Here is a 21,462-nt window from a genome sequence, read left to right as displayed (position 1 = left end):
GCTCCTCGGCACCCTCGCCGGGTACTTCGGCGGCTGGCTCGACGCGGTCATCAGCCGCGTGATGGACATGCTGCTCGCCTTCCCGCAGCTGCTCTTCATCATCTCGCTCATCTCCGTGATGCCCAACAACATGCTGGGCCTGCAGGGGACGGGCGTCCGGCTGCTCGTGATGATCATCGTGATCGGCTTCTTCGGCTGGCCGTACATCGGCCGGATCGTGCGCGGCCAGGTGCTCTCGCTGCGCGAGCGCGAGTACATCGAGGCGGCGAGGAGCCTCGGCGCGGGGCGGCCCTACATCCTCCGCAAGGAGCTTCTGCCGAACCTGATCGCGCCGATCACCGTCTACGCGACGCTGATGATCCCGACCAACATCCTCACGGAGGCGGCGCTGAGCTTCCTCGGAGTCGGCGTCAAACCCCCAACGGCGTCGTGGGGCTCGATGCTCTCCGACGCCGTCACGTTCTACGAGACCGACCCGACGTACATGATCATCCCCGGTATCGCGATCTTCGTCACCGTGCTCTCGTTCAACCTCTTCGGCGACGGCGTGCGCGACGCGCTCGATCCCAAGGGGACCCGCTGACCCGCCACTTGAGACCCCGCCCCGCCGTCCCAGCGGGTGCCGATCTACACGGAGGACCACAATCGTGACAACCCAACGCTCAACCAGGCGCAGAGTGGCCGGTATGTCGGCGCTGACAGCCGCGGTCCTGGTTGCCACGGCAGCCTGCGGCGGCGGTGGCGGAAGCGAGGACAGCGAGGGCAAGGCGGCCGGCTACAACGCCGGCGTCGACAAGGTCGCCAACCCGTCCGACAAGAAGGGCGGCACGCTCAAGTACGTCGGCGTCCAGGACGCCGACTCCTGGGACACCACCAGGATGTACTACGGCTTCGCGTTCTCCTTCTCCCGCTACTACTCGCGCACCCTCGTCAGCTACACGGGAGCGCCGGGCCAGAAGAGCATCGAGCTCAAGCCGGACCTCGCCAAGGAGACGGCGAAGATCTCCGACGACGGCAAGACCTACACGTACACGCTCAAGGACGACGTGACGTGGGAGGACGGCAAGGAGATCACCTCCGAGGACGTCAAGTACGGCATCCAGCGGCAGTGGGCGCAGAAGACCCTCGCGGGCGGCCCCGTCTACGTCAGGGACGTGCTCGACCCCGACAGCAAGTACAAGGGCCCGTACGAGGACAAGGACGGCATCGACGCGATCGAGACGCCGGACAAGAAGACGATCGTCTTCAAACTCCCCGAGCGCAACGGCGACTTCGAGCAGATGCTCGCCATGCCGACCAACGCGCCGGTCCGCGAGGACAAGGACACCAAGTCGAAGTACGGCCTCAAGCCGTTCTCCTCGGGTCCGTACAAGTTCAAGAACTACACGCCCAACAAGGGCCTGACACTGGTCCGCAACACCGAGTGGAAGCGCGGCTCCGACCCGCTCCGCAAGGCGCTCCCCGACCAGGTCAAGCTGACGCTGCTCACCAACCCCGACGAGCGCGACAACCGCCTCCTCAACGGCGACGCCGACCTCGACATCAACCAGCGCGGCATGGAGGCCCAGGGCCGCCAGAAGGCGCTGAGCCAGAACAAGGAGAACGTCGACAACCCGCAGACCGGGTTCATCTCCTACGCCGTCTTCCCGAAGAGCGTGAAGCCCTTCGACGACATCCACTGCCGCAAGGCGGTCATCTACGGCACCGACCACAAGTCGGTCCAGACCGCGCGCGGCGGCCCGGCGGCCGGCGGCGACATCGCCACCAACATGCTGCCCCCGGTCGTCCCCGGCTACGACAAGGGCGAGGACCAGTACGGCCAGGCGAAGAACGGCGGCAAGGCCGACATCGCCAAGGCGAAGGAGGAGCTGAAGAAGTGCGGTAAGCCGAACGGCTTCAAGACCACGCTCGCCGTCCGCAACACCGACAAGGCGGACATGAAGTCCTCCGAGGCGATCCAGGCGTCGCTGAAGAAGATCGGCGTCGAGGTCGAGATCGACGCGTTCGACGGCGCGCAGGGTGCGTCCATCGTCGGCGTCCCCGACACGGTGAAGCGCAAGAACTACGGCATCATCATCTACGGCTGGGGCCCGGACTTCCCCAGCGGCCAGGGCTACGGCCTGCCGCTGTGGCACAGCGACTACATCCTCGACAGCGGCAACAACAACTACGCACTCATCGACGACAAGAAGATCGACGACGGGTTCGCGAAGGCCATCGCCGAGGAGGACCCCGACAAGGCGGCCGACACCTACGCCGAGGTCAACCACGAGGTCATGAAGGGCGCTTACTACATGCCCCTCACCTACCTCAAGGTCGTGCAGTGGCGCTCGGACCGGCTGACGAACGTCTACTCGGCCGACGCCTTCAGCGGCTGGTACGACTTCGTCAACATCGGCGTCAAGTGACCGACTGAACGACCGAAGTGACCCGTACCGACATCACCATCTGACGGCGTCACCCGCCGCTGGCACGAAGGGCAGGTGAAGGCCGCCGTCGCGGCGGTCCGGTGCTCCCCCGACCGGGGAGTCCGGGCCGCCGGCAGGCGGCCGAGAGCAGTGCTCACATATCTCATCAGGCGGCTGTTCGCCGTCGCAGTGATGCTGGTCGTCATTGTTCTGGCGGTCTTCTGCATCTTCTTCCTCATTCCGAAGTGGACGGGCACCGACCCGGCGCTGATGTTCGTCGGCAAGCAGGCCGACAAGGAGGCGATCGAGGGCGTCCGCGAGAAGCTGGGCCTCGCCGACCCGGTTCTCCTGCAGCTCCTCGAGTTCTTCAAGGGCATCTTCGTCGGCCGGGACTACACGGGCGGCGGTGACACGATCCACTGCTCCGCGCCCTGCTTCGGCTACTCGTTCCGGAACGAGCAGGAGATCTGGCCGGTCCTCACCGACCGCCTGCCCGTCACCCTCAGCCTCGCCCTCGGCGCCGCCGTGGTCTGGCTGATCATCGGCCTCGCCATCGGCGTGCTCTCCGCGCTCAAGCGGGGGTCGCTCTGGGACCGGGCCGCGATGACCGTCGCGCTCGGCGGCGTCTCGCTGCCCGTGTACTTCACTGGCCTCATCTCGCTGGCGCTCTTCGCCTACCAACTCGGCTGGGTGAATAACGCGTTCACACCTCTGGAGGAGAACCCGGCCCAGTGGTTCAGCGGCATGGTCCTTCCCTGGATCACGCTCGCCTTCCTCTTCGGTGCGATGTACGCGCGGCTCTCCAGAGCCACGATGCTGGAAGTGATGGGCGAGGACTACATCCGCACCGCCCGCGCCAAGGGCCTCAGGGAACCGGTGGTCATCGGCAAGCACGCGATGCGCTCCACCATGACGCCCGTCCTGACCCTCCTCGGTATCGACCTCGGCGCCCTGATGGGCGGCGCGATCCTCACCGAGACCACCTTCAGCATCCCTGGGCTCGGCCAGGCGGTACTGAAGGCGATCAACGAGCGTGACCTGCCGCTGATCCTCGGCGTCACCCTCATCACCGCCACCGCCGTCGTCCTCGCCAACCTGATCGTGGACCTCCTGTACGGCGTGATCGACCCCCGAGTGAGGCTTGCATGAGCGACGCAGCAGACTCCGCCGCCGGCGCGCAGAGCGCCGAGGCGGCGGCGGGCGAGCCGGTGGAGACGACGAAGGCGAGCGCACCCCCCTCGTCCTTCCTCGAAGTCCGCGACCTGCACGTGCACTTCCCCACCCAGGACGGCTGGGTGAAGTCCGTCGACGGACTCTCCTTCCGGCTGGAGAAGGGCAAGACGCTGGGGATCGTCGGCGAGTCGGGCTCGGGCAAGTCGGTCACCTCGCTCGGCATCATGGGGCTGCACACCGTCGGCCAGTACGGGCGGCAGCGCCCGCACCTCAGCGGTGAGATCTGGCTCGACGGCAAGGAGTTGCTCGGCGCGGAACCGGACGAGGTGCGCAAGCTCCGCGGCCGCGAGATGTCGATGATCTTCCAGGACCCGCTCTCCGCGCTCCACCCCTACTTCACGATCGGCAACCAGATCGTGGAGGCGTACCGGGTCCACCACTCCGTGACGAAGAAGGAGGCGCGCCGCCGCGCCGTCGAACTCCTCGACCGCGTCGGCATCCCGCAGCCCGACAAGCGGGTCGACAGCTACCCGCACGAGTTCTCCGGCGGCATGCGGCAGCGCGCGATGATCGCCATGTCGCTGGTGAACAACCCCGAACTCCTCATCGCCGACGAGCCGACGACCGCGCTCGACGTCACCGTGCAGGCGCAGATCCTCGACCTCATCCGCGACCTCCAGAAGGAGTTCGGCTCCGCGGTCGTCATCATCACCCACGACCTGGGCGTCGTCGCCGAGCTCTCCGACGACATCCTGGTGATGTACGGCGGCCGCTGCGTCGAGTACGGCACGGCGGAGAAGGTCTTCTACGAGCCCCAACACCCCTACACCTGGGGCCTGCTGGGCTCGATGCCGCGGATCGACCGGGAGCGCACCGAGCGCCTCGTACCGGTGAAGGGCTCGCCGCCGAGTCTGATCAACGTCCCCTCCGGCTGCGCCTTCAACCCGCGCTGCCCGTACGCGGACGTGCCCAAGGGCGGTGTCACCAGGACGGAGCGGCCCGAACTGCGCGACCTCGGCGGCGGGCACTACTCCGCCTGCCACATGTCGCAGGAGGACCGCACCCGCATCTGGGACGAAGAGATTGCGCCGAAGCTGTGACCGGCGTCCGGCGCACGGCCGCCGCGCCGAAGGCCCAGAAGAGAACGACGGACGCACCGAGGACGGCAGCGGCGCGGTACCCCTCGGCCGGCGGAACCCGCCGCGGGCGCCCCGAGTCGGACCAGCCAGAGCTGCGAGTGAGGACTAGCCGATGACGATCCCCCAGCAGGCTTCGGGCACCGCCGAGGTCGCGCCCGAGGCGGGGCCGGGCGAGACGCTGCTCAAGGTCAGCGGTCTGAAGAAGCACTTCCCCGTCACCAAGGGCCTGTTCAAGCGGCAGGTGGGCGCGGTGAAGGCCGTGGACGGGCTCGACTTCGAGGTGCGCTCGGGGGAGACCCTCGGCGTCGTCGGGGAGTCGGGCTGCGGCAAGTCCACGATGGGCCGGTTGATCACGCGGCTCCTCGAACCGACGGAGGGCACCGTCGAGTTCAAGGGCACCGACATCACGCACCTGGGCGTCAGCGGGATGCGTCCGCTCCGGCGCGACGTCCAGATGATCTTCCAGGACCCGTACTCCTCGCTCAACCCGCGGCACACCGTCGGCTCCATCGTCAGTGCGCCGTTCCGCCTCCAGGGCGTGAAGCCCGAGGGCGGGGTGAAGAAGGAGGTGCAGCGGCTCCTCGGCGTCGTCGGGCTCAACCCGGAGCACTACAACCGGTATCCGCACGAGTTCTCCGGCGGCCAGCGCCAGCGCATCGGCATCGCCCGAGCGCTCGCGCTCAACCCGAAGCTGGTGGTCGCCGACGAGCCCGTCTCCGCGCTCGACGTCTCCATCCAGGCCCAGGTCGTCAACCTCCTCGACGACCTCCAGGAGGAGCTCGGCCTCACCTACGTGATCATCGCCCACGACCTCTCCGTGATCCGGCACGTCTCCGACCGGATCGCCGTCATGTACCTGGGAAAGATCGTGGAGTTGACCGACCGCAAGTCGCTCTACGAGTCGCCGATGCACCCGTACACCCGGGCGCTGCTCTCCGCCGTCCCCGTGCCCGACCCGCGCCGCAAGGCCGACGGCGGCGGACGCGACCGCATCCTGCTCCAGGGCGACGTCCCGTCGCCGATGGATCCGCCCACCGGCTGCCGGTTCCACACCCGGTGCTGGAAGGCGACGCAGGTCTGCACCGTGGAGGAGCCTCCGCTCCTCTCTCTGCGCACCGGCCACGAGATCGCCTGCCACCACCCGGAGAACCACGAGGACCTCCGACCGGAGCCGCTCCTCAAGGAGGCGCCCGCGTCCGGCGGGGAGCGGATCGAGACGGCGAACTCCGCAGCGGAGGACGACGGTTCGACCGAGCCCGGCGATGCGGACGGCGGCTCCGAAGGGGCTTCCTCGCCGGAGAAGTGAACCGCTGGCCCCGGCTCCCGTCCTGGGTGTAGGAGGCGTGGGCCAGGGGCAGCCGGGTGCCCGACCCCGTGTCGGGCACCCGGCCTCGTACTCGGGGACGGCCGCCGCAGCGGCATGCGGCGCCGCCCGGTAGACATGCCGCGTGGACCTCTACCTCCCCTCGCTCCCGCACTGGCTCGACCTCGCCGGGATCTTCGTCTTCGCCGTCTCCGGGGCGCTCCTCGCCGTCCGGCGCGACCTCGACGCCTTCGGCATCGCGATCCTCGCCGAGATCACGGGGCTCGGCGGCGGCCTCTTCCGCGACCTGGTGATCGGCGACGTGCCGCCGCCCGCCTTCACCGAGCCCGGCTACTACCTCTCGCCGCTCCTCGCCGCGCTGCTCGTCTTCTTCCTCCATCCCGAGATCGAGCGGATCAACAAGGCGATCGGCGTCTTCGACGCGGCGGGGCTCGGCCTCTTCTCGGTGACGGGCACCCTCAAGGCGCACGAGTACGGGCTCGGACTCGGGGCCTGCGTGGCGCTCGGCCTCGCGACGGCCGCGGGCGGCGGCGTCCTCCGCGACGTCCTCGCCAACGAGGTCCCCTCGCTGCTCCGTTGGGACCGGGAGATCTACGGCGTCCCCGCGCTCGCCGGAGCCGGACTCGTCGCGGTACTCCTGGCCTGCGACGCGTTGACACCCGCCACGACGGTCCTCGCCGCGCTCCTCGGCTTCCTCCTGCGGCTTCTCGCCCTCCACTACAACTGGCGTGCACCGCGCGCCTGGCGGCGGGGGAGGGGGAAGACGTAGAACCGCGTGCTATCCCGCGTACCCCTCCCGCGCCGAGACGCACTGCTGGACGGAGAACCCGCGGACCATCGCCGCCGCCGTCTCCGCGTCCTCCGAGGCGGGCCGGATCCCTTGCGGGCCCGGTCCGTTGAGGTGGAACTCCGCCGTGCCGAGGAGCCGTGCGAGGTGCTCGCCGCGGTGCGGTTCCGCGGTGTGGACGGCGCCGACGGAACCGGTGGGGGTCGAGGCGACGAGCGAGGCCGTCTGCTCCTCGTCGTCGAACGGGAGGACCGGGAGCACGGGGCGCGGTACCTCCCGGCGGAAGACGGGCGAGTCGGGCGGCAGCGAGGTGAGCACCGTGGGGTGGACGAGGCAGCCCGAGGCGCGCCCGCGCAGGAGCGGGACGGCTCCGGCGTCGACGGCCTGTCCCGTGAAGGCGGGGACCGCCTCTGCTTGCGAGGTGTCGACGAGGGGGCCGAGGTCGGTGTGCGGGTCGTGCGGATCGCCCACGCGCAGGTCGTGCACACGGGCGACGAGCTTGGCCGTGAACGCACGCTCGACCGACCGGTGGACGAGGACCCGGGCTGCCGCCGTACCGCGGTGGAGGAAGCGGTCCCGCACCGCGTCCTCGACGGCGAGGGCGACGTCGGCGTCGTCGAGGACGAAGAAGGCGCCGTTGCACCGGAGTTGGAGCACCGTGCGCTTGAGGTGCGCGGCCGCGACCGAGGCGATGCGCCGGCCCGCGGCGGCGGAACCCGCGAACGCGACGGCCCGGGGCACCGGATGCTCCAGCAGCGCGTCGCCGATCTCCGCGACGTCCGTGAGCACGACGTTGAGCAGCCCGGGCGGAAGCCCTGCCGCCTCCAGGAGCGCCGCGAGGAGGGTGCCGCCCGCGACCGGGGTGCTCTGGTGCGGCTTGAGCACCACGGCGTTGCCGAGCGCCAGCGCGCAGCCCGCCGTGCGCACGGCGGCCGTCAGCGGGAGGTCGGACGGGGTGATCGCGCCGACGACGCCGACCGGCCTCCGGTGGAGGGCGTGCGCCGCGCCTTCCGACTCGGGCGGCAGGGCGCGGCGCTCCGGGCGCGCGGTCAACCGGGCCGCGTGCAGGAGGAGTTCGCGGGCGGCCGTGAACTGCTCGTCGGCCTCGGTCGCCGTGCTGCCCGACTCGGAGACGACGAGGTCGGTGAGTTGCCCGCGCTCCTGCAGGAGGAGGTCAGCCGCGCGTGTGAAGACGCGAGCGCGCGCCGGGTGAGCGGTCCGCGCCCACTCGCGCTGGGCGCGGGCCGCGGCGCGGTAGGCGGCGTCGACCTCGCGGGAGGTGGCGACGGTGACGGAGGCGAGGCGCTCGCCCGTGTACGGGTCGAAGTCGAGGAGGTCCCAGGAGCCGCTGCCCGGCCGCCACTCGCCGTCGATGCACTGGAGGGCCAACTCCGGGAATCCGCCGGCGAGTCGACCCGGCGCGTGCGCGACCGCTCCGCCCGGCGGCGTGCGGTCCCGCGCCCGGGGGTCGGTGGAGGCAGCGGGCATGGCAGATCCCCTCTCGCGCGCTTCCCTCGCGGTCCCGTGCCCGGCACGGGCCGAGGGCCGCGGCCCCATGTTACGTACGGGAGGGGCGTGTTGACCGTTCGCAGCGGGAGCGGTTGCGACGCGGCGTGGCGCACGGAGCACATAGGGGCGCACGTCGTTCCCACGGTGGTCTGACAGTGCGCCCCGGCGTGCAGTGGGGGAGCACCGGGGGCTGCGCGTGCGTCGGCTACTGGCGGGTAGGGTTTCGTCATGGCAGAAACCGCACTCCACGAGTTCGACCGGGACACCGCCGTCACCCGCGGCGGTCCCGGCGTCCACGACGTGGATCTCTCGGCGGGCTGGAGCATCGGCCACGCACTCAACGGCGGCTACGTCCTCGCCGTCGCCGGCCGTGCCCTCGCCGAGAGCCTCCCGCACCCGGACCCGTTCACCGTCACCGCGCACTACCTCACGGCGACCCTCCCGGGCCCCGCGCGCATCCGCACCGACGTGGCGCGCACGGGCAACACCACCTCGACCGCGTCCGCCGGCGTCTTCCAGACCGACGACGAGGGCCGCGAGACCGAGCGGATACGCGTCCTCGCCACCTACGGCGACCTCGACGCGCTCACCGACGAGGTGGGGACGACGGCCGAACCGCCCCCGATCCCGCAGCAGGCGGAGTGCTTCTCGGCGGCCGACAGCCCCGAGGAGTTCAAGCCGGAGATGGGCAACCGCCTCGATCTCCGCCTCGACCCGCACACTTGCGGTTGGGCCCTCGGCGAACCCAGCGGCCGCGGCGAGATCCGCGGTTGGCTCGGCCTCGCCGACGGCCGCGACCACGACCCGCTCTCGCTGCTGATGGCCGTCGACGCGCTGCCGCCCACCGCCTTCGACTACGGCGTACAGGGCTGGGTGCCGACCGTCGAACTCACCGTCCACGTACGTGCGATGCCCGCCCCCGGGCCCGTACGGATCGCTCTCAGCAGCCGCAATCTCGCGGGCGGTTACCTGGAGGAGGACGCGGAGGTCTGGGACTCCAAGGACCGGCTCGTCGCGCAGTCGCGGCAACTGGCACGCACGCTGCGCCGCAGGTGAGCGGGGCCGCCCGCCGCCGACGGGCCGCCGGGTCCCGCCGCGTGTAGCGTGGGAGGGGTGACGCAGCAGGTGCCGGGCGCCCCGGTGCCTCGGACCCGCAGCCGGAGAGGATGATCCGGAGTGGCGTACCCCGTCGAGAGCACGCTCCCCGCCGACGAGCTGAAGGTCGTGGGGGAGGCGCTCCAGGCCGAGTTGACCGACCTCGTCGACCTCTCGCTCGTGGCCAAGCAGATCCACTGGAACGTGACGGGACCGCGGTTCCGCTCCGTCCACCTCCAGCTCGACGAGGTCGTCGAGACGGCCCGCGAGTACTCGGATACCGTCGCCGAACGCGCGGCGGCCCTCGGCGTCTCGCCCGACGGCCGCTCCAAGACGGTCGCCATCGGCAGCGGCATCCGCACCGTCCCCGAGGGCTGGCTCGCCGACTCCGACGCCGTGCAGGCGATGGTCACGGCCCTCACCGAGTGCGTCTCCGGTGCCCGCGGCCGGATGCGCGAGGTGGGGCCCGTCGACCCGGTCACGGAGGACGTGTTCATCTCCCTCATCGGCGAGTTGGAGAAGCACCACTGGATGTTCCAGGCGGCCAATCAGGGCTGAGGGGCCTCTCGCGTACGGGCGAGGAGCGGGCGTCCCGGCTGTCGCCCGCACTCCGCACGGTCCCCGGTCACTTTCCGTGCGGACGCGTCGCCGGCGGAAGCGCCGCGAGTGCCGCTTCCCAAGGAAAGGCATCCGCGCTTCCCTGCCTCGGCGCGTGCGATGCGCAACCGCCTTCCCCGTACAGCACGTTGACACCTTGCGCCCGCAACACGTCGACGCTCCTGCCCACCGCCGGCTGAGCGGCTTGTGCCCGGTTGAAGTACGGCAGGGCAGCGGTCGGAACCCGCATGTGCACCCCTTCGGATACGAGCCCGATCGCCAGGGTGTCGGCGATACCGGCGGCCCACTTGTTGAGGCTGGTGCACGAGAGCGGTGCGACGACCATGGCGTCCGCCGAGGGCAGCACGTCGGACTCCCACGGCAGTTTGTACTGCGATCGCACAGGGTGCCCGGTCAACTCCGCCAACTCCTCGTGGCGTTGCTCCCACCAGCGCGCGGCGGAGGGCGTCAGGACGAGGCACACGTCCCAACCGGCTTCCTGGGCGCAACGTACACCGACGTCGACGTACTGCGCGGGGGCGGCGGCACAGGCGATCAGGTACAGGACCGAGGGCGGCATGGGGGGAGTCCACAGGGTTCGGGCGGTGGGGGCAAGGGGCACAGGCCGGTCTGCTGCCCCCGCCCGTCGGTGCTTTCCGGGAGCAACACCTCGTGCGGCGACACGACCTGAGCGGCAACCACCCGTCCTACCCTGGGCGTTGAGTGCTTTCACCCATCAAGGGGATGCGATGATCAATCCAACTGCCATGACGACCGGGGAGCGGATCAGGTACTACCGCACCAAGGCCGGGCGCACGCAGGCGTCGGTCGCGGGGCTCGTCGGCCGGTCGGAGGACTGGCTGAGCAAGGTCGAGCGCAACGTCATCGCCATCGACTCGCTCTCGATGCTCATCAGGATCGCGCGCGAACTCGACATCGACAACATCGCCGACCTCGTCGGCCCTTCGGTCGACCTCAGTCTCGCCGGCGGCCCCGAACACGACTCGGTCCCGGCGATCCGCCGTGCGCTCAACGCCCCGCCTTCGGCGCTCGGTTCGGGCCTGCCCGGCGAACCCCTGGCACCCCGCGAACTCGATGAACGCGTCACCGAGGCGTGGGGCGTCTACGAGACCCGCACGGAACGCTACGGTCCGGTCGGGGCGATGCTGCCCGGGCTCCTCGCGGAGTCGTACGCGACGCTGCGGCAGGCGAGCGGCGACGGCGAACGCACGGCGATGCGGGCGCTCGTCTCGCTCCTCCATCTCCACCAGGTGTTCCTGCGCCGTGTCGGTGAGCGCACGCTGTCGCTGAGGGCTGCCGACCGCGCGATGCAGATCGCCGACGAGACGGAGGACCCGGTACTGATCGCCGCTGCCGCGTGGAACGTGTGCGGCGTCCTCACGTCGAGCGGCGAGGTCGGCGACTCGCTGGAACTCGCGCGCCGGACCATCGACCACTGCCGCCCGGACGAGGACGCAACCCCCGAGCACCTGAGCGCTTACGGTGCTCTCCACCTCGCGGGCGTCATCGCCGCCGTCCGGCACAGCAAGGCCCCGACCGCATGGGACCTGCTCGCGCGGGCACGGGAGATCGCCCGCCGACTGGGCACGGACCGCAACGACTTCCACACTTCGTTCGGCCCCACCAACGTCCGGATGCACGGCGTCCACCTCGCGGCTGAGGAGGGCGACGCACACGAGGCGCTGCGCCTCGCCGACGACGTGGAGGTACCCGAACCCGGCGGCGTGCTCCCCTTGGAGAGGACCACCCGGTACCTCGTAGAGGTGATGCATGCGCACAGGCTGACCGGGGACGATTTCGGCACGCTGCACGTGCTGCGCCAGATCATGGAGGCGTCGCCCGAGGAGATCCGGTACTTCCCCCTCGTACGGGAGGCGGTGCAGGGCTTGTTGAAGCGCCCGCGTCCGCAGACCCGGAAGGAGGTGCACGGGCTCGCCGAACACGTCGGCGTGCTCGGATAGGTAGGGGCGCCGCTCGATCGCGGTACCCGGAGCCGGAGGCGGCCCGGAAGACGGTTCCGGGTCGCCTTTCGCCTTGCGCTCTACTGTCCTCACATGACGGGACATCAGCGACGAAGCGTTCGCGCCGCGACAGCCAACCCGGCACGGGGACTTCGGCTGCATCGGGAAGGTGCCTTACGGCGTACCGCAGCGGGTCGGCTTGCGCTGCCGCTCGAACTTCAGGCCGGCGGGGTGTCGATCGGAGTCCGCGCGCCCGCGATGACGATCGCGGAAGCGGCGGAACTCCACGACGAGCTCGGGATACCTCTCGCGCACGCGAACTCATCGACCGGCGCGAGTACGAACAGGGCAAAGTGGCATGACTCCTGAGCACCCCCAAAAGCACACTCGGACGACGGACGAGCACGTTCGGCGGGCACGCCTCTCCGACGCCTCCACACATGAAGTCTTTTTGCCGATCAATTGGGTTCGAGCGTGTCAGGTAGGTGTACGTGACTCCCTGACAGCCTGGGAGGACGGCCGACTGGCCGAACTGCCGGTCGGCGTCGGCTGGGACGTCGTGCGCCTTCCGAGGACCGAAGGCTGGGAGACGGTGCGGCAACTCCAGTGTCTGCGCACCGTGTTGGGCCCGGTGCTGCACACCCGGTACGGCGTCGACGTCCTGGTGCCGACCGGCACGGCCACCGTTTTCGACCTCCCGGACGCGGCCGTGATCGGCGCCGGGGAAACCCTCGAGGTGCCGCACCCGAGCGTGATCGCGCCGCACACCTGCCATGCGAGGTCGTGGATCGTCCCGCCCCGCGACCTCGGCGGGCTCACCGACTCCGCCGACCTCTACGGTGCGTACGCCGCAGCCCTGGCGAGCGTCCGGGGCGGACGGAGGTACCTCCCGTGACCGCCCACGCGCCACCTGTGCCCACACCGGGGCTGATCGCCTCGCTGCACGTACGCCTGTGGCTCGATCACACCGCCGACGGACGGCAGTTCGCGCCGCTGCTGATCACCCACCCGCCGGCCCGCCGCACCGGTGAGGACGCCGCGACGATCGAGGCGCGGATGCGCGGCGTCGCCGAAGCCATCGGCGCTTCGCCGCCGGGGCCACTCCTTCCGGAGAGCGGTCCGCGGCTCACCGTCCACGGCGCCGGCCTCCTGCTCGTGCACCTCGACGGCACCCCGCACGCCCTCCGCCTCCACCAGCCGGCCCGGCGCCTGCACGTGCTCGCCGGTCTCGGTCAGGTACTCCTCGCCGTCGGACTCGATCCGCTCGGGTCGCACGCGTGCGGAGCCGCGGTCGACCGGTACGTCGAGGCGGCGGGTGAGGCGGGGCGGGTCTGCTTCGCGGCTGCCGGCGTGCTCGTGGGAGGACGCTGGGGAAGAGGACGGCTGGAGGTGGCGAACCGGTTCGGGCAGCGGGGGAGTTGATCGGCGGCTGCGGCCATGGCTGGCTCGACGAGTGCGCGGATCCCGCCGGGCGAGCGGTTGACGGCACTGCCCTACGGAAAGCGATCCCAGCAGGGCAGTCGCATCGTGTCGCCGGCCCTCGTCGGGGAAGCAGTCGGCATCGGCCGGCGCCGGCCCTCACGACCATCGCGGGTCACGAAGGCCGACGTCACACCCGGGCTCCGGATTCACCGACGGTGTCGACGACGCCGGGGCCGAGGCGTGCCGACCGGATCAGGCTCCGGGGCTGGGCGCCTGCTCACCGGGGCGCCAAGCCCACGGGCTCCCGGCCGCGCGGCGCAAAGCCGGACGTGCGCGCCGCTCCTCGCCCGTCCAGCATCTTCGCGCCGTCCTGTACCGGTCAGCCGAACCCGTACGGCGGGGCCTACACAGGGAAGATCGCCCACTTGGCCGGTCCGGTCACGTCCGCCACCGTCGGCCGTACTCCGGCGGTGCGGCACAGGAGTTCGAGATCGTCCCAGAACGCGGCATCCTGCGGATCGTCGGCGTCCATCGCCGCCATGGCCGCTCGGACCTCCGACGTGGTCGGTTCGGCGCTGCCCTCCTCGGAGTGGTCGGCCACCACCTCGCCATCGCGGTACACCAGGAAACTACTGTCCGCGTTGATGCTTTTGTACGAGGTGACGGCGAAGGTGCCCTCGGACAGTTCCGGGGTACCGAGTGCCAACCAGCCGTTGTCCTCGACGAGCAGCGTGTGCGGGCCGAGGGAGAAGGCGGCGACGCACGCGTCGTCGATGTCCGCGTCCTCGGCCTCGCTCTGTGTCAAGAGGTCGTCCCAGGTCCCCGTCCTGATGCGGTCCGGGGCGGCACCGAGTCGCAGCAGGACCTCGTCGGGCGTGGTGTCGTGCACGACGGTGGCGCAGTACGCGGTGTTGTCCGTCAGCTTCTCCATCCATGCGTCGAAGTCCTCGGCCGAATCCGCCGGGACGCTGCCGGGATCGGCCACCTCTTCGCCGTTGCGCCAGACGACCGTGCCGTCAGCGCGGCACAGCAGGACCTCCCCCGGCTCCACGCGCAGTTCGTCGGCCGGACCGCCCAGCGGTGGCCGCTCGTCGTCAATGATCCGCAACATGCCGTCCTCGTCCAGCAGCAGTCCCGGCCGCTCCGCGTTCCCCAGGTGCTCATACCAGAGCTCTGTCCAGTCGGCCCCGAACAGCACCAGCCGCCTCTCGTCCCGGTGCCCGAGCACCGTGCTGCCGTCGGCGGAGGTGAGAGAGTGCCGGCGGAGGATCTGTCCCCGGCGGAGCACCGCACCGCGCGGAGTGTCCACGGCAGGGGCGTCGCAAGGCGCGTGTGCGTCCACCGACCACGCGGATGTGCCGTCCTCGTCGAGCAGTTCCACCCGGCCGTCGTCCTGGACCACGAGCCGCCGGGCACCCGAATCGGACGTTCCCGCGCTCCATACCAGCGCGCCGTGCGGGTTACGCACCACGAGATCGCCGTCAGCCGTCACCTCGGTCCACCCGCCGTGGGTCCAACCGGTGCCGGTCGACCACACGGTGCGGTGCTCGGCGTGGCAGTACAGCAGCAGGTCCCCGTCCTCCTGGTGAATCAGGGTGTGTGAGCCGGTGGGGGAGGTCAACGACTGATGCCGCAAGCGCCCGCCGACCCCGAGCTCGGCTCCGCCGTAGGCGTAGGGCACTCCTGCGGACACCGGCGCGACCGGGTTCGGCGCGAAATCGTTCCACAGGACAGCTCCGGCCGCGTCTGTCAGGCAGAGGAACCGAGCCTTCGTTTTCCTGCCCTCGACCGGCAGCATGCGCCAGGTGAGCAGTGTGCCCTCCTGCTCCAACCAATCGACCGGAGCAACGATGTCGTGGCTCCCTCCACTGCCGTTCGGCCGCACCTCGGTGACGCGGAGATTGCCACCCTGCTCGCGCACCACGATCCGCCGCATCTTGGCGGTCTCGCTTATCAGGTAGCTGCTGGCGGTGATGTCGGCCACGGGTGCGGCATTCTGCAACGCCCGAGCCTCCACGGGGCCGGTGCGCATGTTGCTGAGGAGTACGTGCGCGTTGTCGAGCAGCTCCAATTCGCCGGCATCCGTGAGGATCAAGTACTGGGCCCCGGGTGCCGCGAAGCCCGAACGCCATGCCGGCGCGCCGTCGTCTGCCTCGACCTGCACCTCGTGTCCCTGGCCGAGGAGCAGGAGACCAGCGGCACCCGCTCGCCAGGTCACCTCGTCCCGCTCGGTGTCCGTGATCACGGCGGTGTCCGTCGCGTCGCGATGCAGTACGTACCGCCCGGAGGGCGACTGCAGTTCCTTATCTGTGTACAGGCGCTCGAACATGAGCAATTCGTGCATGGTGGCCTTCCTCGGATCGAGTGCCGCGGTCGCGGCGTCCGTGTCCGGGATCCTCTCGGACACCACTGACATGGAGCCTCTTTCAACCCGGTTAGCCGGCCGTGGCGAGCGACGGCCACCTCGAAGTCCCGGTGTATTCGTGCTCATCGAGCGGGCGCGGCGCCTGTCGTCGTGTTCGTCGACATCCCCGAGCCGGTGGGCCGGCTCGAACGGATTGCGGCCTCGATGTGGGCCAGTCGGGCAGCGAGGATGTCCTCGAACGCGGCGCGGCGGTCCGTCCCGAGAGGGCGGATGTCACGGGCGAAGTGGGCCAGGGACGGGAAGAGTTCGGGGTCGGCGCCGAGCACCGCGACCCGGAAATGCTCCATGCCCTGTTCGCGCTCGGCGGGGGTGACCGCGCCGGCCTCGGCCTCGGAGGCGATCAACGCGGCGATGAGCACCGCGATCCGGTGGTAGTGCACCGGGACCTCGTCGTCGGGCAGGCCGGACGTGCGCAGCGCCTGCAGCACCTCTTCCATGACCAGCCGGGAACCGGTGCCGCCCGACGCGTAGCGTGCCCAGACCGTGGCGAGTTGGGGTTGTTGTCCGAAGGCTTCTCTCACGCGCAGGGCCAGGGAAGTGATGCGCTGCTTCCAGTCGCCCTCGGGGCTGTGGCCGTCCATGGCGGCCTGAAGAATCCGGTCGGCGACCGCGCGCAGCAGTTCGGTTTTGCTGCGGAAGTGCCGGTACAGGCTGGAGGAGTCGGTCCCGAGGGCCGCGGCCAGCTTGCGCACGCTGAACGAATCGGCGTCGCCCGTGCGCAGCAGCTCCGCCGCCGCATCCAGGATCTCTTCGGTCGACCAGCGCCTTCGGCCTGCCATGTTGCCCCTTTCGTCAACTCCCAGCATATCCAACGCACTTGGCGTTGCACGCACTGCGTGCATAATGAGTGCGTGAGCGTGCCGAGGGGTTCGGCAGCAGGCGGGCCGGCATCCCCTCGGGCCCTGTCGTCCGGGTCGGACGACCTGTACGGAACCTCGCCCCGGCGCATACGAGAGGACGCACGACGTGGAGAACCCACTGGATTCCGCGGAGCTGAACGCCGCCATGGAGAACGTCCACCGCGCCGGGATGCCGGGCCTGTTCGCCGAGGTGCGAGACGGCGACCAGGTGTGGCACGGCGCCGCCGGGGTCGCCGATGTCGCCACAGGCCGCCCTGTCACCGCGGATATGCGGCACCGCGTCGGCAGCCTCACCAAGACTTTCACCGCCGCCGCGGTTCTCCAGCAGGCCGAGAAGGGTCAGGTCGGTCTCGATGCACCGATCGGCCGGTACCTGCCGAGGCTGGTTCCCGGCGAACGCGGTGACGCGATCACGGTCCGGATGCTGCTCAACCACACCAGCGGCCTCGCCGAATATCTCCCGCACGCCTACCCGTCCCTCAAGGCGTTCCCCGTCCTCGCGGACACCCGGCCCCAGAGCCTCGACGATCATCGGTTCACGCGGTTCGACCCCGTCGAACTGATCGGGATGGGCGTCACCGCCCCTGCCGTCGGTGCCCCAGGCGGCACTCCGGGGGCCTACTCCAACACCAACTACCTGCTCCTCGCCCAACTCCTGGAAGAGGTGACCGGCGCCCCGGCCGAGCGGTACATCACGCGGAACGTCATCGAGCGCGCCGAGCTCAAGAACACCGAATTCCCCGTCGGCCCGTACGTCGACGGGCCGCACTCGCAGCTCTACGAGGCGTGGTTCGGCATGGTCGACCCGCCGCGCGACTACAGCGTCTACGACATGTCATGGGTCGGGCCGTCGGCCTCGCTGATATCGACGGTCGCGGACCTCAACCGCTTCTACGGGTTGCTGCTGGCCGGGCAGATCGTCACCCCGTCGTCGCTGGCGCAGATGCAACGCACCGTCCCGGTCGTCTCCCAGGAGGGAAGGACGATCGACTACGGCCTCGGCCTGCACCCGATGGAGGGTCCAGGACACAGCGCGTTCTGGGGTCATGGAGGCACGGTGTGGGGTGGTGGGGCGCTGGCCATGACCCGTGCTGACGGCAAGCGGCAGATGGCGGTCGCGGTGAACACCCAGAGGTGGAACGCACTCGACTCCGCCGGCAAACCGCAACCCCATCCCATCGACGACGAGCTCGCGACCCTGTACCGCTTGGCGATGTACGGCTGACCGGACCGGGCAGGGTGCCGGGTCCCGAACCACACCCCCCACCACACCGCGCCCACCCAGCGCGCCCCGTCACGACCCCCACCCCGCCCCCACGCCCCACCACGCGCCCCACCGGCGGCCGCGGCGGCCCCGTAGAATTGCGGAACCATGGCCCACATTGCCTACTTCGATCACGCCGCCACGACGCCCATGCACCCGGAGGCCGTGCGGACGTTCACCGCGCAGCTCGCGGTCGTCGGCAACCCCTCCTCGCTGCACGGTGCGGGGCGCAGAGCCCGCCGCACCGTCGAGGAGGCACGGGAGCAGCTCGCCTCGGCGCTCGGTGCCCGGCCCAGCGAGGTGGTGCTCACCTCCGGAGGTACGGAGGCGGACAACCTCGCGATAAAGGGGCTCTACTGGTCCCGCAGGGACGCCGAGCAGCGCCGTACGACGATCCTCGCGAGCCCGGCCGAGCACCACGCCGTCCTCGACTCCGTCGAGTGGCTGGAGGCGCACGAGGGCGCCTCCGTCGTGTGGCTCCCGGTCGACGCGTACGGGCGCACCCACGCCGAGGACCTCAGGGCGGCGCTCACCGAGCACGGGGAGAGCGCCGCGCTCGTCAGCGTGATGTGGGCGAACAACGAGATCGGCACCGTCAACCCGATCCCCGAACTCGCCGCCGTGGCGGCGGAGTTCGGTGTTCCGATGCACTCCGACGCGGTGCAGGCGCTCGGGCAGGTGCCCGTCGACTTCGCCGAGTCGGGGCTCGCCGCGATGACGGTCACGGGCCACAAGGTCGGCGGCCCGTACGGCGCCGGCGCGCTGCTCCTCCAGCGCGCGTACGCACCCGTCCCGCTGCTCCACGGCGGCGGCCAGGAACGGCAGGTCCGCTCGGGCACCCTCGACACCCCCGCGGTCGCCGCCTTCGCCACGGCCGTCCACCACGCCGTCGGACGCCGCGAGGAGTACGCACGGGAGGTGACGGAGCTGCGGGACACGCTCGTCGACGCGGTTCGGAGCGCCGTCCCCGACGCGGTCCTCAACGGCGACCCGGACCCGGCAGGACGCCTCCCCGCCAACGCGCACTTCTCCTTCCCCGGCTGCGAGGGCGACTCGCTGCTCCTCCTCCTCGACTCCCGCGGCATCGAATGCTCGACGGGCTCCGCGTGCACCGCGGGCGTCGCGCAGCCGAGCCACGTCCTCCTGGCCGCCGGCAGCACACCCGAACTCGCCCGCGGCACCCTCCGGTTCTCGCTCGGCCACACCTCGACCAAGGCGGACGTCGCCGCGCTCGCCGACGCGATCGGCCCCGTCGTCGAGCGGGCGAGGAGCGCCGGGCTGAGCTGAGAGGAGGACCCCGCGGCCAGGCGAGCTCGTCGGCGACGGAGGCCGCGCGTGCGATCAGCCGGTCGTCGGGCTCCGTGTCCTTGTCGCGCCGGACGTGATCGCCACGACGACGGGTGCGCCGTCGGGCAGCCGGACGACGGCGACGTCGCTGCGGACGAAGCCCCTTCCGTGGAACCGGAGTTCGCTGGCCGCGGTCACCGCCCCCGCCGCAGCTCCTGCTCGATCATGTGCAGGTACCGGTCCCAGTCCCAGTGCGGGCCCGGGTCGGTGTGGTCGGCTCCGGGGACTTCGATGTGGCCGACGATGTGCTGCCGGTCGGCGGGTATGCCGTACCGGCGGCAGATGCCGGCCGCGAGGCGGGCGGAGGAGCGGTACATCGACTCCGTGAAGGACTCGGGGCGGTCGACCCAGCCCTCGTGCTCGATGCCGATGCTGCGCTGGTTGTAGTCGCGGTTGCCCGCGTGGTAGGCGACGTCGAGTTCGCGGACCGCCTGCGCCAGGTGACCGTCCTTGCGCACGACGTAGTGGGCGGCGGCGCCGTGCGCCGGGTCGCGGAAGACCTTGAGGGCGACGGCGTAGCTGCCCTGGACGACGTGGACGACGATGCGGTCGATCTCGTAGTCGTCGGGGCGGCTCGCCTGGCGCCAGTTGCTCGGGGAGGCGCCGTCCCAGTCGGCGCGTGCGTCGTCGACCTCGCCCTCCTTGCGCGGCTTGATGTTGGACGGCATCCGCCACCACAGGCGGCCGAGGCCGTCCCGCGAGACGTACGCGAGTCCGCCGCAAGCGGCGGCGCCGCCCCCGAGCAGCACCGCGCGCCTGCCGGCCCTGCGCCCGCGCCCTTCGGCGCCCGTCGCGCCGCGGTCGCCGGTATCCCGGTCCGACCCGTCCGACGGGTTCTGCTCCTCGCGCTCCTCGCGCCGCTGCTGATCGCCCACGGCATGAACAACGGCTTCGAGACCGTCCTCGGTTCCGATTAGGCTGGGGACGTTATGACAGCCGTGAACTCCCACCAGCGCGAGGCAGCAGGCCGAGCGGCCGCCCCCGCTCCCAGCGCCCCCGGCGAACCGGAGGGCGCCCCCCGGCGTACGCTGCGGGTGCTCGCCGCCATGTCGGGCGGCGTCGATTCGGCGGTCGCCGCAGCCCGCGCCGCCGAGGCGGGGCACGACGTCACCGGCGTCCACCTGGCGCTCTCCGAGAACCCCAAGTCCTTCCGCACCGGCGCCCGCGGGTGCTGCACCGTCGAGGACTCCCACGACGCGCGCCGCGCCGCCGACGTCATCGGCATCCCCTTCTACGTCTGGGACCTCGCCGAGCGCTTCCGCGAGGACGTCGTGGAGGACTTCGTCGCGGAGTACGAGGCAGGGCGTACCCCCAACCCGTGCCTGCGGTGCAACGAGAAGATCAAGTTCGCGGCGCTCCTCGACAAGGCGCTCGCCCTCGGCTTCGACGCCGTCTGCACGGGCCACTACGCCACCGTCACCGAACTCCCCGACGGCACCCGCGAGCTCCACCGCGCGAGCGACGCGGCGAAGGACCAGAGCTACGTCCTCGGCGTCCTCGACGACCGCCAGCTCGCGCACGCGATGTTCCCCCTCGGGGACACCCTCACCACCAAGGAGGAGATCCGCGCCGAGGCGGAGCGGCGCGGCCTCGCCGTCGCCGAGAAGCCCGACAGCCACGACATCTGCTTCATCGCCGACGGCGACACCCGCGGCTTCCTGGAGCGCCGCCTCGGCCGTGCAGAGGGCGCCATCCTCGACGAGTCGGGCGAGCAACTCGGCACCCACGAGGGCGCGTACGGCTTCACCGTCGGCCAGCGCAAGGGCCTCCGCCTCGGCCACCCCGCGCCCGACGGCAAGCCGCGGTACGTCCTCGACATCTCGCCCGTGGAGAACACGGTCACCGTCGGCCCCGTCGAGGCGCTCGACGTCACCGCGCTCCGTGCGATCCGCCCCCGCTGGTGCGGCGCCCCGCCCGCGGCGCCCGGCACCTACACCGCCCAACTCCGGGCGCACGGCGGCGAGACGCGGGTGCGGGCCGAGGTCGTCGAGGGCGAGCTGCGGATCGAGTTCGCCGAACCGGTGCGCGGCGTCGCGCCGGGGCAGGCCGTGGTGCTCTACGACGGCACCCGCGTCGTCGGTTCCGCGACGATCGCGGCGACGGACCGCAGCACCGCCGCAGCGGGGTAGC

At 70.9% G+C, this 21,462-nt stretch carries 20 protein-coding genes; 14 read left to right on the top strand and 6 right to left on the bottom strand.

The annotated features are described in order from the left end of the window. From UWG_RS0125345 to UWG_RS0125320, 6 genes are all read left to right on the top strand, one after another. Positions 1-583: ABC transporter permease (locus UWG_RS0125345; RefSeq protein ID WP_016909997.1), on the top strand; the 583-nt coding region annotated here is incomplete at its 5' end. A 103-nt stretch (positions 584-686) separates the two neighbouring features. After that, positions 687-2,408 carry an ABC transporter substrate-binding protein gene (locus UWG_RS0125340; protein WP_016909996.1) on the top strand — a complete coding sequence of 574 codons (1,722 nt, stop codon included), beginning with the start codon at positions 687-689 and terminating at the stop codon, positions 2,406-2,408. 150 nt (positions 2,409-2,558) lie between these two features. After that, a complete protein-coding gene (locus UWG_RS0125335) occupies positions 2,559-3,557 on the top strand; it encodes an ABC transporter permease (protein WP_029391766.1) in 999 nt (332 codons plus the stop codon). Further along, positions 3,554-4,681: an ABC transporter ATP-binding protein gene (locus UWG_RS0125330; RefSeq protein WP_016909994.1), complete on the top strand. Its 1,128-nt coding sequence runs from the start codon at positions 3,554-3,556 to the stop codon at positions 4,679-4,681. The genes UWG_RS0125335 and UWG_RS0125330 overlap by 4 nt, the downstream gene beginning before the upstream one ends. Before the next feature lie 151 nt (positions 4,682-4,832). Beyond that, complete coding sequence (locus UWG_RS0125325; protein ID WP_016909993.1) at positions 4,833-6,026, top strand: ABC transporter ATP-binding protein; 1,194 nt, start codon at positions 4,833-4,835, stop codon at positions 6,024-6,026. Between the two features lie 142 nt (positions 6,027-6,168). Beyond that, on the top strand, positions 6,169-6,813 hold the full coding sequence (locus UWG_RS0125320; protein WP_016909992.1) for a trimeric intracellular cation channel family protein: 645 nt from the start codon (positions 6,169-6,171) through the stop codon (positions 6,811-6,813). A gap of 9 nt (positions 6,814-6,822) precedes the next feature. On the opposite strand, the gene UWG_RS0125315 is transcribed toward UWG_RS0125320, so the two are convergent. After that, positions 6,823-8,319: an aldehyde dehydrogenase family protein gene (locus tag UWG_RS0125315; RefSeq protein ID WP_016909991.1), complete on the bottom strand. Its 1,497-nt coding sequence runs from the start codon at positions 8,317-8,319 to the stop codon at positions 6,823-6,825. A gap of 249 nt (positions 8,320-8,568) precedes the next feature. Between UWG_RS0125315 and UWG_RS0125310 the strand changes: the two genes are divergently transcribed. Beyond that, positions 8,569-9,396, top strand: coding sequence for a thioesterase family protein (locus tag UWG_RS0125310; RefSeq protein ID WP_016909990.1), 828 nt, complete (start codon positions 8,569-8,571; stop codon positions 9,394-9,396). 120 nt (positions 9,397-9,516) lie between these two features. Next, a complete protein-coding gene (locus UWG_RS0125305) occupies positions 9,517-9,993 on the top strand; it encodes a Dps family protein (protein ID WP_016909989.1) in 477 nt (158 codons plus the stop codon). Positions 9,994-10,060: 67 nt separating this feature from the next. Here UWG_RS0125305 and UWG_RS0125300 read toward each other — a convergent pair whose 3' ends face one another. Next, entirely contained in the window at positions 10,061-10,612 is a 552-nt protein-coding gene (locus UWG_RS0125300; protein ID WP_016909988.1) for a flavoprotein, read from the bottom strand. Between the two features lie 169 nt (positions 10,613-10,781). Here UWG_RS0125300 and UWG_RS0125295 point away from each other — a divergent pair, with 169 nt between their 5' ends. From UWG_RS0125295 to UWG_RS0125280, 3 genes are all read left to right on the top strand, one after another. Continuing rightward, complete coding sequence (locus UWG_RS0125295) at positions 10,782-12,014, top strand: helix-turn-helix domain-containing protein (RefSeq protein WP_237720283.1); 1,233 nt, start codon at positions 10,782-10,784, stop codon at positions 12,012-12,014. Positions 12,015-12,573: 559 nt separating this feature from the next. Next, positions 12,574-12,909: a hypothetical protein gene (locus UWG_RS0125285; protein WP_016909985.1), complete on the top strand. Its 336-nt coding sequence runs from the start codon at positions 12,574-12,576 to the stop codon at positions 12,907-12,909. After that, positions 12,906-13,436: a hypothetical protein gene (locus UWG_RS0125280; RefSeq protein ID WP_029391765.1), complete on the top strand. Its 531-nt coding sequence runs from the start codon at positions 12,906-12,908 to the stop codon at positions 13,434-13,436. The genes UWG_RS0125285 and UWG_RS0125280 overlap by 4 nt, the downstream gene beginning before the upstream one ends. A gap of 403 nt (positions 13,437-13,839) precedes the next feature. On the opposite strand, the gene UWG_RS30995 is transcribed toward UWG_RS0125280, so the two are convergent. Together UWG_RS30995 and UWG_RS30990 are read right to left on the bottom strand one after the other, a co-directional pair. Continuing rightward, complete coding sequence (locus UWG_RS30995) at positions 13,840-15,927, bottom strand: DUF6461 domain-containing protein (RefSeq protein ID WP_157838599.1); 2,088 nt, start codon at positions 15,925-15,927, stop codon at positions 13,840-13,842. Continuing rightward, positions 15,924-16,640 carry a TetR/AcrR family transcriptional regulator gene (locus tag UWG_RS30990; RefSeq protein ID WP_016909982.1) on the bottom strand — a complete coding sequence of 239 codons (717 nt, stop codon included), beginning with the start codon at positions 16,638-16,640 and terminating at the stop codon, positions 15,924-15,926. The genes UWG_RS30995 and UWG_RS30990 overlap by 4 nt, the downstream gene beginning before the upstream one ends. A 187-nt stretch (positions 16,641-16,827) precedes the next feature. Between UWG_RS30990 and UWG_RS0125265 the strand changes: the two genes are divergently transcribed. Together UWG_RS0125265 and UWG_RS0125260 are read left to right on the top strand one after the other, a co-directional pair. Further along, positions 16,828-17,946 carry a serine hydrolase domain-containing protein gene (locus tag UWG_RS0125265; RefSeq protein WP_016909981.1) on the top strand — a complete coding sequence of 373 codons (1,119 nt, stop codon included), beginning with the start codon at positions 16,828-16,830 and terminating at the stop codon, positions 17,944-17,946. 156 nt (positions 17,947-18,102) lie between these two features. Further along, positions 18,103-19,272: a cysteine desulfurase family protein gene (locus UWG_RS0125260; RefSeq protein WP_029391764.1), complete on the top strand. Its 1,170-nt coding sequence runs from the start codon at positions 18,103-18,105 to the stop codon at positions 19,270-19,272. Between the two features lie 54 nt (positions 19,273-19,326). Here the strand turns inward: UWG_RS0125260 and UWG_RS33195 are convergent, their stop codons facing one another. Beyond that, a complete protein-coding gene (locus UWG_RS33195; RefSeq protein WP_016909979.1) occupies positions 19,327-19,470 on the bottom strand; it encodes a hypothetical protein in 144 nt (47 codons plus the stop codon). Next, on the bottom strand, positions 19,467-20,207 hold the full coding sequence (locus UWG_RS0125250; RefSeq protein ID WP_016909978.1) for an N-acetylmuramoyl-L-alanine amidase: 741 nt from the start codon (positions 20,205-20,207) through the stop codon (positions 19,467-19,469). Before UWG_RS0125250 ends, UWG_RS33195 begins: the two co-directional genes overlap by 4 nt. A 159-nt stretch (positions 20,208-20,366) precedes the next feature. On the opposite strand from UWG_RS0125250, the gene mnmA reads away from it, so the two are divergent. Then, positions 20,367-21,461 carry a tRNA 2-thiouridine(34) synthase MnmA gene (gene mnmA, locus UWG_RS0125245; RefSeq protein ID WP_016909977.1) on the top strand — a complete coding sequence of 365 codons (1,095 nt, stop codon included), beginning with the start codon at positions 20,367-20,369 and terminating at the stop codon, positions 21,459-21,461. Position 21,462 lies beyond the last annotated feature (1 nt).

The organism is Streptomyces xiaopingdaonensis (genome assembly GCF_000262345.1).
Taxonomy (GTDB): domain Bacteria; phylum Actinomycetota; class Actinomycetes; order Streptomycetales; family Streptomycetaceae; genus Streptomyces; species Streptomyces xiaopingdaonensis.
The sequence above is the reverse complement of the archived record's forward strand: the minus strand, read 5'-3'. Positions and strand labels throughout refer to the sequence as shown.

What these genes read in the sequence shown, in the direction of transcription:
- UWG_RS0125300 (WP_016909988.1), bottom strand. Translation starts at nt 10,612, where the DNA reads ATGCCGCCCTCGGTCCTGTACCTGATCGCCTGTGCCGCCGCCCCCGCG.
- UWG_RS0125310 (WP_016909990.1), top strand. Translation starts at nt 8,569, where the DNA reads ATGGCAGAAACCGCACTCCACGAGTTCGACCGGGACACCGCCGTCACC.
- UWG_RS0125315 (WP_016909991.1), bottom strand. Translation starts at nt 8,319, where the DNA reads ATGCCCGCTGCCTCCACCGACCCCCGGGCGCGGGACCGCACGCCGCCG.
- UWG_RS0125330 (WP_016909994.1), top strand. Translation starts at nt 3,554, where the DNA reads ATGAGCGACGCAGCAGACTCCGCCGCCGGCGCGCAGAGCGCCGAGGCG.
- UWG_RS0125340 (WP_016909996.1), top strand. Translation starts at nt 687, where the DNA reads ATGTCGGCGCTGACAGCCGCGGTCCTGGTTGCCACGGCAGCCTGCGGC.
- UWG_RS0125325 (WP_016909993.1), top strand. Translation starts at nt 4,833, where the DNA reads ATGACGATCCCCCAGCAGGCTTCGGGCACCGCCGAGGTCGCGCCCGAG.
- UWG_RS0125295 (WP_237720283.1), top strand. Translation starts at nt 10,782, where the DNA reads ATGATCAATCCAACTGCCATGACGACCGGGGAGCGGATCAGGTACTAC.
- UWG_RS30990 (WP_016909982.1), bottom strand. Translation starts at nt 16,640, where the DNA reads ATGGCAGGCCGAAGGCGCTGGTCGACCGAAGAGATCCTGGATGCGGCG.
- UWG_RS30995 (WP_157838599.1), bottom strand. Translation starts at nt 15,927, where the DNA reads ATGAGCACGAATACACCGGGACTTCGAGGTGGCCGTCGCTCGCCACGG.